Consider the following 12,034-nt stretch of genomic DNA (forward strand, 5'->3'; position numbering starts at 1 on the left):
GTCAACAAGCCCCGGAATGAACACATTACCCATATGGAAAAGTGGGAAATATGGGTGGAGGGAATTTACAGCCCTGTGGTCTACGATACCTTAAGCGGCGGCATACGGGAGCTCCATGCGGAATATGAGGGGAATAAAACAAAAATAATCTATTTTGGTTCACAGCATGACAGCCTTCTGCTGGAGCTGAAAAAAGAAAGGCTGGCAGAACCGGTGGCAGGCACTCAGTTTGGGCAAAATGGGGTGTGTATGAGATGCCCAGGGGAAACCGGACAAGATATAGACTTTTATCCCATGGTAAGAGATAAAAAATATCTGCCCAAGCCCGAAACATATCGCCTGTCGGAACCCAATGTTTGTCTGCTGGATATGGCGGAATATGCTTTTGATGATGGAGAATTTATGCAGGAGGAAGAAATCCTTCGCATTGATAATCTTTTTCGGAGTAAGCTGGGTTACCCGCTTCGCATGGAAGCCCTGGCACAGCCCTGGACGCAGAAAGCAGAAGAAACACCCTGCCATATGTTAAAATTGAGATTTACTATTTATTCAAAAATCGAAGTGGACCAGGCTGAACTTGCCATGGAACATCCTGAAAATGCCCGGATGGTGTGGAACGGTGAACGCATACCGGAGGAGGACTCCGGCTGGTATGTAGATGCGTGTATCCGTAAGACAATTCTGGGGCGGATCAAAAAGGGTGAAAACCAGTTGGTGATGGAGATTGCGTTTCAGGCGAAGACAAACGTGGAATGGTGCTATTTGCTCGGTGACTTTGGTGTACAGGTGTCAGGCAGGAATAAGAAGCTGATAAACATACCCCGGGAGATCTGTTATGGAAATTTTGTAAATCAGGGATTCCCATTTTATGCGGGGAATATGGATTATGAAGTGCCGGTCTATTGTAAGTCGGGCAGGCTTTATCTGGAGACATCCCATTACCGTGGGGCACTTATTTCTGTAGATCTAGTGCCGCCCGGCGTAAATACGCCACTAGATAGTAAGAGAGGCGGAATCATTGCACTTGCTCCTTATGTTCTGGATCTGGGAGAGGTAAATGAGGGCTGGCATCGACTGACTCTGCGCCTGTACGGGAACCGCATCAATGCGTTTGGAGCAGTCCATAACGCAGATGCAACGGAAGAGTGGTATGGACCGAATCTCTGGAGGACTTCAGGTAATAAATGGAGTTATGAATACCAGCTAAAGGAAATGGGGATTTTAACCACCCCCCAATATTGGATTGCAGAAAAGGAGAAAATTGATGGAGAAGAAATTTAAGGATGGCGTATATCCGGTAATGCTTACGCCGTTTACAGAGGACGATCAGGTTGATTATGAAGCATTGGGAAAGCTGGTGGACTGGTATATAGATGCCGGGGCAGCAGGGCTGTTTGCAGTCTGCCAGTCCAGTGAAATGTTCTGTTTATCCAGAGAAGAGCGGGTATCCATTGCCAGGTTTGTGGCTGAGAGGGCAAATAAAAGGGCTGCGGTCATAGCTTCCGGGCATATCTCTGATTCCCTGGATGATCAGGCAGAGGAATTAAACGCCATAGCAGAGACAGGCGCAGATGCAGTTATTTTGTTAACGAACCGATTGGCAGAGGAATCACAAAGCGATGAAATCTGGCTGGAAAATCTGAAGTATCTGCTGGAGCGGCTTCCAAAAGACATCCCTCTTGGATTTTATGAGTGCCCTTATCCATATAAACGCATCCTGTCCCCCAAGCTGTTAAGGTGGTGCGCAGACACCGGACGGTTTTATTTCCTGAAAGACACCAGCTGTGATATCACAGATATAAAGGAGAAATTAAAGGTAATCCACGGAACACAATTAAAGCTGTTTAATGCAAATTCGGCAACTCTGCTGGAATCCCTGGAACTGGGAGCAAGCGGATACAGTGGGGTAATGGCGAACTTCCATCCCGAAATTTACTCCTGGCTCACAGATCATTTCCGGGATCAGCCCCAAAGGGCAAGACTATGGAATGATTTCCTCACCGTTGCTTCCTTTATTGAATGCAGGGCATATCCGGTCAATGCAAAATATTATCAAATGGAGATCGGAAATTTTAATTCCCTCCAGACGAGAACCAAAGGCAAGGAGCTGTTGGATGACACAGGGAGAAAAGAAGTGGAACAGCTGGACCGCCTGACAACATGGTTTAAAAAATCTTTGGTGATCCAGAGCTGTCAGAAAGAAACTTGTACATCCGCTCCTGGAAAGGCGTAAATAATGAAAAAGGTACTGGTAACTGCTACAAACTATTCCCTTTACTGTGGTCCAGGTAAAAAATTACTGACGGATTATGGATGCCAGATTATAGAGAATCCCCATCAAAGGCCTTTTCGGTTCGAAGAATTAAAAGACTTAATCATAGATGCAGATGGCGTTATCGCAGGCGTTGATACCTTTAATGAAGGACTATTTCGATTGTCATCCCGCTTAAAAGGAATAGCAAGATTCGGGGCAGGTGTGGACAATATTGATCTGATAGGAGCAAAAGCCTGTGGGATCACCGTTACAAACTGTCCGGGTGTGAATGCCTCCGCAGTTGCAGAACAGACGGTGAGCCTGATGCTGTGTCTGACCAGGCAGATCCCCCGTCTGAACAATAGTATAAGAGAGGGAAAATGGGATAGGATCATGTCACACGAGCTGGGAAAATGTACGGTGGGACTTCTTGGATTTGGTGCAATCGCCAGAAATGTGGCGAGGAGACTACAGGGCTTTGGACCCAGGATCATTGCCTGTGATAAATTCCCGGATTACAGACAAGCAGAGATATACGGAGTAGAATTAGCAACCATGGAGGAGGTGCTTAAATACAGCGACATCATTTCACTGCATCTGCCTGCAAACGAAGAAACCAGGCATATAATCAATGAAGGGTCTATTTCAAAAATGAAAGACGGAGTTCTGCTGGTGAATACGGCACGAGGAAGCCTGGTAGACGAGAAGGCGCTGGCGGAAGCGCTCAGATCGGGTAAAGCTGCCGGGATGGGGACGGATGTATTTGAACAGGAACCGTCAGATCCGGCTAATCCGCTGTTTTCCTTTCCTCAATACATAGCCACTCCCCATACATCGGCAGAGACTTATGAGAACTGCGAAGAGACCTCATTGGTGACGGCACAGGCGCTGATAGATATATTTGAGGGCAGAGAGCCGGAAAATAAGCTGGTGGTATTCGAATGATTAGATAGAGTGATAATTACATCTAGCAGAAAATACGTATAGCAGAGACCGGGGCAGCGGGCGTTAAGGATATTCTTAGCGCCTGCTGCTCTTGCATGAATAAAAGAGTGAATTTATGGTTGACAGAGTTTCCACATCATGTTAATATCTCTAAAAGAGATATATCTATTAGAGATACTGCAAAGAGATAAGGAGGAATAGAGCAGCAGATGGATAAAATTATTTTAGGATTATTAATGATGCGGGATATGACCGGATATGAGATGAGAAGCCGAATCAAAAATCATTTTTCATTAATGTGCTCAGACAGTGCGGGCAGCCTTCAGGCTGCACTGCAGAAATTATTGACAGCCGGAATGATTACCAGTGAGGAATATGTTGAAAACGGAGTAAATAAAAAAATGTATTCCATTACAGATAAAGGGCGCAGTGCTTTTTATGATTGGGAAGAACAGCCAATGAATCACAAAAAGGCCAAGAACATGGAACTTGCAAAACTGTTTTTTCTGGGACAGGTGGACAAGGAAAAAAGAGCCCCATTACTGAACACCTATCTGGAGCAGATAACCCAGGAGCAGCAGTCCCTGGTTAAATTAAAAGAAAACATTATGCAATCCATTGCGCCTCAGCTGGAGCAATATACAGAGGATCAGTGGGCAATGGACCGGATTCAATATCAGATAGCGACATTAGACTATGGGATAGCGGTATTTAACTTTGAGATTCAGTGGTATCGGCAGTTTTTAAAAGGCATGGAGGAGTACGAATATTGATCGGCTTACAAATACGGAAAATGGAAAAAGAAGAAGCGGAACTAGTATGGAAAACCGGCAGGCAAAGCTTTGGAATCGTGGAAGGCCTCGCATTTCAAAAACCGCAAAATGCATTTTTAGCAATTGTGGATAACGAGATTGCCGGTATGGCTTCCTATAAAGTATTTTCGGCTAAAAATAATCAGAAAATAGGGTATGTGGAAACCTGTTTTGTAAAAAATAAATATGCCGGAAAGGGAGTAGGAACCCAGCTTTATCAAAAAGCAACGCAGTTTTTAAAAGAACAGGGATGTGAGACGGCGGCTGCCACTGTAAAAGATGACAACGTAGCTTCCTGGAAGCTATTTGAAAACAATGGCTATCATATAACGGGGTATATGCAAATGCTGAAGCACTATGGGATCACCGGCACAATACGCCTGTGGTTTCAAAGTACCCTCGCCGTCGCAACCGGATTTGATATTTGGACTACGATACCTGTAAAAAGAAGCTCTGTTTCTATGCAGATTTTCATTTTTGCACTTTTAAATCTGCTGATTTTATTACCGTCTTTATTATTTGGGGGTGGAATTACAGATTTGGGAGTAAAAGCAGCAGCAGTTACCGTTTTACTGGCATCTTCTTTGGCGGGAGGACTGTTATTTGTTTTACTGTCAAGGGAAAAATGGCATTTCCGAGTGACCAGAGGCGGACTATTGATTTCAGTGCTTGTCACGGGACTGGGCGGTTATTGGCCAATGGCAGGTCGTTTTTATCCTGAGAAATACCAGCGTACTTCAAAGTTTTCCAGAAGTATGGGATTGGAGGGACTGTTTGAATGGCTGGCGATACTACTGCTGGTTGGAGCAGGAGCTGCATGGCAGGATCAATCCGTATTCTGGCAGGAAGTATGCGCTCTGGGAACAACGCTTCTCCTGCTTCATTCTCTTCCAATGTATCCTTTTGCATGTTTTGGAGGGAATCGGATTTGGAAATATAGTAAGATCTTGTCGGTGGGGACGATGATTATTTCTGTGGTGGGGATATTAATATAAAAATAGCTGGCAGTTAGAATGAGTCTGACTGCCAGCTATTTTTATATTGTTAAATGAATGGTATAAGCATGGTAAAAATAACCATTGTCCTAAAGTGTATTATTGAAATACAATTAATGGTGTGCTGAAAATTACAGTATTGTGTGTTTGTTTATCCATATAATTTACCGGCACAAGCTGTTATGATAGAGAAGAAAAAGTTAAGAGAGGCTGTATATGTATAAAATAATTATTGCAGAAGATGAACCATTAGCACTTCGTACTCTGAAAAATATGATTGACCGCCATTATCCGGATATGCAGGTGGTGGGAGAGGCACGGTCTGGTGAAGAGGCACTTTCTTTAATTGAAGAAAAATGCCCGGATATGGTATTTTCTGATATTCGAATGCCGGTTATGGATGGTATTGAGCTCATTCGGCAGATCAGGGAGCGCAATCTGGATATAGAACTTGTCATTATCAGCGGATATCAGGATTTTCAGTTTGCCCAAAGTGCGATTCGCTATGGTGTCGTAGAGTATTTATTAAAACCAATCAGTTTAAACAAGATAAATACACTCATGGATAAACTAAGAGATACGTTAAATGAAAAGTATCAAAAGAAACAGTACGACTGTTTTCGAAATTTAATTGTAAAAAATGATTACACAGTTTCGGATATAAACAGATATCTAATGAATGACAGATATTACGTAGGGGTAATTCGTAAAAAAGGTATTCCATTTCGCTATGGCATGCAGATAAATGAACTGGAAATAAATTTTGATATGAATACCGGGGGACATTATTGGGTATTGGCATGCAGAGATGAATCCGAGGTTATTTTGATTGCAGACAGGGATATCGTTACAAAAATGAAAGAGTTTACCCGGGTCTGGTGCGGGGGAGAATATTATACTGCTGTTTATTCAGCAAAAAAAATTATGCTTCAGGACTTTGCAGATACGGTACATAATCTGATAAAAGAAATAAATGCAAGAATAATAGTATCAAAAACAGTATTTATTGAGATCAGCAGTTTAGAGCCTCAGGAAGATTTGGCAGTAGTCCTCTCAGACACAGTGGTTGATCAGATGACTCATTATATAAAGGATTATAAGGTTGAGGAACTGAAAAGAGCTACAATCAGGTTATTCAGTGAGTGGGAAAGAAATGAATGTCCCCTTATTCATGTTGAGAAAAGCCTGCGGACAATTCTTTATTTTGCATCCAAATATATCCATACAGATACTCTGGAAGACAGTATGCTGCTGGAAGAGGCGGTTTGTTATGCCAACAATATGGGGGAATTAATGGAGAGTTTCTGGTTTATTCTGCATAGAAGTATCTCTCAGGGAAAGCCGGAAACAGAAAAAACAGGTAAAGAAATCTTTCTGGATTCCATAGAAGATTATCTGAATAATCATATAAATGAAGTTCTGAGCATGGAGATGGTCTGTGATTACTTTGGAATTTCACAGACATATTTTAGCAGACTGTTCCGAACTTATAAGAAAACTTCATTTAAAGAATATTTTATGAAGATGAAAATAGATAAAGCAAAGGAGGTCATGCGCGCACAACCTGATTTACGGTTATGGGAAATTGCTAAATTGGTAGGATATGAAGATGCAGCTTACTTTAGCCGTGTGTTTAAAAATATTACAGGAGAACTTCCATCTGATTTTCAAAGAAAATAAAATTAATTATGGGGAGGATTATAGAGATGCTGACAGGTGCAGAATGGATTTGGGAAGAGAATAATCGCCTGGATAATGACTGGGTATATTTTAAAAAGGTTTTTAAGGTGGAAAAAGAAGGGGATTATATTCTTTGTATATCAGCAGATACCAGATATTTCTTATCTATAAACCGGAAGTTATGCGTATTGGATGGAGGACTGTTCCGGGACGCATATGGGAAAAACAGTGGGTATGTGGATAAGGTTGTCATTTCGGATTTTATAAAAGCAGGGCAGAATGTTATGGAAGTTCTTGTATGGCATTATGGGAACGGAGGAAGGAACAATGTGCCGCTTAAATCGGCAGGTCTGATATTTGCGTGTGAAGAGTTGGGCATATACAGTGACTCCTCAACGAAGTGTCTGCGTCATCCAGGTTTCTTTGAGACAGCCCTGCGGGAACCATCCTATTTATACGGAGGTTTCAATATTGGATATAATGCAAATGATGAGATAAATGATGAAATGCTTAAAGATGCCGTTACCCACTGTAGGGAAGATTTTGGGAGTCTTTATGAGCGTCCGGTACCGCTGCTTACTTTTTCACCTGTCATTTCCGTAGATTATAGGAAAACAGATGGCAGATATGTCGTAAAGCTTCCTACAGCCCTGCATGTTATGGCTTATATGGAGGTGGAAGCAGAGGGGAACGAAACCATAGAGATCAGAAATGACCGTTATACAGTAAATGGAGGACCCGGCGATGAGATGCATCAATATGCCGGACACAGGACGGAATACATATGTAAAAAAGGTTATAACCAATACTTAAATTATGATTATATGGCTTGTGAGGAACTCCATTTTTATATCCCGGATAGTGTTGCCATTATAAGGCTTGGATACCGTATCTGTGAGTATGATACGGAATTTATGAGTCTCATGCACACCGATAATGAGGAAGTCAACATCTTAATTAAAAAATGTGCCAGAACATTAAAATTTTGTATGAGGGATAATTTTATGGACTGTCCTGACCGGGAGCGGGGACAATGGATTGGGGATGTCTCCGTCCAGGCACCTCAGATCTTTTATACCTTGGATCAGAATGCGGTTTTACTGCTTAAGAAAGCGATACATAACTTCATATCATTAAGAAAAGGGGATTGTCTGGTGGGTAATGTACCAGGTATCCATTTTAGCGAACTTCCCTCACAAAGTTTAAATGCAATCAGTGAATTAGGGATGATATCCGTCTACTATGAATTTACCGGGGATGCAGAGATTCTGGAAATGGCTTTTGAGCCTATGGTTCGTTACCTCAGGCTGTGGAGCATGAATGAAGTGGGGCTCATAGAGAGCAGATCTGGTGACTGGTATTGGTTTGACCATCTGTATAACCAGGATAAGACTGTGCTGGAAAATGCCTGGTATTATATGGCGCTTTCATTTGCAAAACGTGCGGGGGAATGCCTGTCCAGGCTGGAGCATCATGATTTCCTTACAAATCGTATGGCATCCATAGAGCAGAAATTTGAAGAGCATTTTTGGAAAGGCAATTATTACGGATCGGGTGAAATCGTAGATGAAAGAGCAAATGCATTGGCAGTTCTCAGTGGATTAGCTAAGGAGGATCACTTTGAGGATATTAAGAAAATTCTGATAACAACTTATAATTGCACCCCTTATATGGAGGTCTATGTAAGTGAAGCACTTTTTAAGATGGGATATACCAGGAGTGCGTTTAGCAGAATTATGAACAGATACATGCCTCTGATTCGAAATGAAAATGCAACCTTGTGGGAAGATTTTGCGATTCTGGGTACCAGAAACCATGCATGGAGCGGTGGTCCTTTGACGCTGTTTTATCGGTATTTGGCGGGCGTCAGGATTGATTGCGGTGAAAAGGCCGTTATTTTGTGTCCCGACTTTACCATACTCAGGGTACAGGAATACTCGATGCAGGTTGCCGGTGGAATGCTGCAAGTTGCAATGAAATGCGAGGAAGATGCGCTTCAGATAAAGATAGATAATAAAACCCCTTATCAGGTTCGGTTAGAAAAAGTAAATTTGCCGGAAGGGATGGAAGCAGGAGATATTCTGCCTCAATTGCCAATGATATTTTAAAGAGTGCTGAAAAATCCGGTTTGCTGTGTGAGTTTGTCTATACAATTGATTTTACAGTCATGTTAGTATACTTTTACAAACAATCGTTAGGAGGAAAAGAATATGATGAAGAGAAGTAAAGGGATAGCATTAATAATAAGTGCGGCGATGCTTATGATGTCGCTTGCCGGATGCGGCGGTGGTACCGGTGGAGAAACCAATGCAGCAAAAGGTACGGATGCCGGTACATCAGCAGCCGGAACATCTGAAGCCACAGATACCCAGGGGGCAAAAGGGGAAGATAGTAATGAACAGCAGACGGTTACTTTATTGATGGATCGTGAGACTCCTCACGAGGGGCTAAATGCAGTCATCGCTGCGATAGAAGAAAAGTATAACATTGTGACCGAAGTGGAAGACATACCAAGTGGAACAGAGGGGCAAAACATAAGGCAGACCAGATTTGCTACAGGAGATATGTCCGATATTACTTTTTTTAATTCCGGTTCCTTATTAACCACGATGGATCCTGCTAAAAACTTTCTGGATCTCACTAATGAATCATATATCAGCAACATAGATGAAAGCTATCTAAAGACCGTGACGGTAGAGGGAAAAATCTATGGGGTACCGGCGAACTCCACACAGGCTGGTGCGTGGATGTATAATAAAAAAGTTTATGAAGAACTGGGGCTTACTGTGCCAAAGACCTGGGATGAACTACTGGCAAACTGTGAAAAGATTAAAGAAGCAGGCAAGACGCCTGTAATCGGAGCATATGCAAGTCCCGGATGGGCTCAGCTGGTCCTGCTCTCTGACTTTTACAATGTGCAGGCACAAATGCCGGATTTTGCAGCAAAGTATTCTGCTAATAAAGCAAACTTTGCAGAAACACCGATTGCATTAAGAGGTTTTGAAAAACTTTATGAAATTGGGGAAAAGGGATATTTCAATGAGGACTTTCTGGCTGCAACGCCGGAAGATGCGTATAAAATGCTGGCACAAGGCAGTGGTGTCATGTTCCCTATGCTGTCCGGGGTTCTGGCGTCTATTGCAGCATCTTATCCTGACCAGATAAATGATATCGGCATGTTTGCACAGCCGGGAGATTCAGCTGAGCCAAATGGTCTTACTGTATGGCAGCCGAATGCTTATTATATCAACAAAAACGCCGAAAATCTGGACGCAGCAAAGAAATGGATTGAATTTTTTGTATCAAAAGAAGGGGTAGAAATATTCGCAAAAGCAGAGAAACCTTTAGGTCCTTATGTTGTAAAAGGTGTTGAATTACCAGATGACGTTTATCCTGCAGTAAAAGATCTGCTTCCTTATTTTGAATCCGGGAAAATTGCTTCTGCGCTGGAATTTGAGTCGCCTGTAAAAGGACCTAATCTGCCGCAGATATGTGTAGAGTGTGCAAGCAATATGACAGATGCAAAGAAATGTGCAGAAACTTATGATCAGGACGTAATCAAACAGGCAAAGCAGTTGGGACTTGAAGGCTGGTAAAAATTATTTAAGCAGGTCTGCAGATGTCTTGCAGATCTGTTTTTATAAATGATGATGGAGGTAATGATGAATAAAAAATTTTACTCTTACTTATTTTTGGCACCGGCTGGGATTATTTTTGTAATCATCTTTCTGATTCCAATGCTGTCTTCCTTTTTCTTTTGTTTCACCAGGTGGACGTTAACAGAATGGCAGTTCATAGGGTTTGATAACTTTAAAACATTTTTAATGGAGCCGTCTTTATCGATTGGATTTAAGAACACATTTATTTATGCTTTCGTAACATCTGGTTCAAAGGTTGTACTGGGACTTTTACTGGCTAACTTTTTGTGTTCCAAGTTAAAGACCAAGAATTTTGTCAGAACAATTGTGTATTTTCCAAATCTTATCAGCGGGTTGGCAGTGGGAATAACGTTTTTGAGTTTAATGCACCCCACACGGGGACTGATTAACCAGGCTCTAAATGCTTTGCACCTTCCATCGGTTGACTGGCTGGGAAATCCGGGACTGGCACTTCTGTCCGTAGCTTTTGTGGATGTCTGGAAAGGAGTTGGAGTTGCAACCGTTATCTATATATCGGGAATTATGGCAATACCCCAGGAATACAATGAAGCACTTATGGCAGACGGTGGGAATGCATGGGATAAATTCTGGAATATTACGGTTCCCCTGTCCTGTTCTTCCAGAAATACAGTAATCCTGTTATCTTTAATCGGAGGGTTGAAAAGCTTTGAACTAGTCTGGGCGATGACAAAGGGAGGACCCGGATTTGCCAGTGATCAGCTGGCATCAATTATATACAAACAGTATTCTGCCGGGTTTTATGGTATATCCACTGCGGGAAACGTCATTTTATTCCTGTTAATTTCAATAGTAATTGTACCATTATATATAAGCCTGACTAAAAAGGAGGTGGAATTATAGTGAAACGGATCCGTTGTGTATTAATAGAAGCATCGGCAGTTCTGCTGTCTCTTTTAATCTTTGGAGTTCCATTTCTCTTCGTACTGCTTACATCCTTTAAGGATAAGATGGAGGCAGGAGAAATGAGTATGAGTCTGCCTGAGACATTACATATCGCAGAAAATTATTTAACGGTACTGCAGACAAAGCATGGGATGATTATCCGGGGGTTTTACAATAGTGCACTGATTACTTTTTTCTCACTGGCAATCATGATTATCGTATGTTCCATGGCTGCATTTGTACTGCAGAGACGTAAAGGCAAGCCGGTAACAATCATTAATCTGTTGTTTATGCTTGGACTCATGATGCCTCCGGCTATTGTTCCTACCATATGGGTGCTGAGCGGGCTTGGCTTGTTTAAAACACTGATTGGCATTATATTAGTAGAAGTAGCACTGTTTACACCATTTTCCATAATGGTTTACAAAGGTTACATTGCCACAATTCCAAAGGAATTAGATGAGGCAGCACTTATGGACGGATGCGGACGAATGCGGTTTTTTATTAATATTATCTTTCCTTTATTAAAACCGGTAACATCCACTGTAATTATTCTGGTATCCGTTAATATATTTAATGACTTTGTGAATCCTTTATACTTTTTTCCAGGAGCGAAAAATGTCACCGTGCAGACATCAATTTACAATTTTATGGGGCAGTATGCAAGTTCCTGGAATTTAGTATTTGCAGACGTTGTTTTGATTACAATTCCGCCGCTAATATTATTTCTCATATTTAATAAGAAGATAATTGGTGGAATGACGTCTGGTGCTGTCAAGGGATGAT

The 12,034-nt window shown here is 41.9% G+C and carries 9 protein-coding genes and 1 pseudogene; all 10 read left to right on the forward strand.

Annotation, left to right across the window (positions count from 1 at the left end; genetic code table 11):
- Nucleotides 1-1,281: pseudogene (locus ACH2DQ_RS08860) on the forward strand (hypothetical protein); the annotation flags it as partial.
- Entirely contained in the window at nt 1,265-2,233 is a 969-nt protein-coding gene (locus ACH2DQ_RS08865) for a dihydrodipicolinate synthase family protein (protein WP_394915228.1), read from the forward strand. The pseudogene ACH2DQ_RS08860 and the gene ACH2DQ_RS08865, both read left to right, overlap by 17 nt.
- A 3-nt stretch (nt 2,234-2,236) precedes the next feature.
- Nucleotides 2,237-3,199 (forward strand): phosphoglycerate dehydrogenase, encoded by a 963-nt coding sequence (locus ACH2DQ_RS08870; RefSeq protein ID WP_394915229.1) that lies wholly within the window; start codon nt 2,237-2,239, stop codon nt 3,197-3,199.
- Nucleotides 3,200-3,408: 209 nt separating this feature from the next.
- Nucleotides 3,409-3,972, forward strand: a complete 564-nt coding sequence (locus tag ACH2DQ_RS08875; protein WP_395026420.1) for a PadR family transcriptional regulator — start codon at nt 3,409-3,411, stop codon at nt 3,970-3,972.
- Nucleotides 3,969-5,006 carry a GNAT family N-acetyltransferase gene (locus tag ACH2DQ_RS08880; RefSeq protein WP_395026422.1) on the forward strand — a complete coding sequence of 346 codons (1,038 nt, stop codon included), beginning with the start codon at nt 3,969-3,971 and terminating at the stop codon, nt 5,004-5,006. The genes ACH2DQ_RS08875 and ACH2DQ_RS08880 overlap by 4 nt, the downstream gene beginning before the upstream one ends.
- A 216-nt stretch (nt 5,007-5,222) precedes the next feature.
- A complete protein-coding gene (locus ACH2DQ_RS08885; RefSeq protein WP_394915232.1) occupies nt 5,223-6,686 on the forward strand; it encodes a response regulator in 1,464 nt (487 codons plus the stop codon).
- A 26-nt stretch (nt 6,687-6,712) separates the two neighbouring features.
- Nucleotides 6,713-8,794, forward strand: a complete 2,082-nt coding sequence (locus tag ACH2DQ_RS08890) for a hypothetical protein (RefSeq protein WP_394915233.1) — start codon at nt 6,713-6,715, stop codon at nt 8,792-8,794.
- A gap of 102 nt (nt 8,795-8,896) precedes the next feature.
- Entirely contained in the window at nt 8,897-10,282 is a 1,386-nt protein-coding gene (locus ACH2DQ_RS08895; protein WP_394915234.1) for an extracellular solute-binding protein, read from the forward strand.
- A 63-nt stretch (nt 10,283-10,345) separates the two neighbouring features.
- The gene (locus ACH2DQ_RS08900) at nt 10,346-11,206 is read left to right on the forward strand and encodes a carbohydrate ABC transporter permease (RefSeq protein ID WP_395026427.1); all 861 of its coding nucleotides are present in this window, start codon (nt 10,346-10,348) and stop codon (nt 11,204-11,206) included.
- Nucleotides 11,206-12,033 (forward strand): carbohydrate ABC transporter permease, encoded by an 828-nt coding sequence (locus tag ACH2DQ_RS08905; RefSeq protein ID WP_394915236.1) that lies wholly within the window; start codon nt 11,206-11,208, stop codon nt 12,031-12,033. The genes ACH2DQ_RS08900 and ACH2DQ_RS08905 overlap by 1 nt, the downstream gene beginning before the upstream one ends.
- The last annotated feature ends 1 nt before the right edge of the window (nt 12,034 follow it).

The sequence above is a fragment of the Robinsoniella sp. genome (assembly GCF_034124845.1).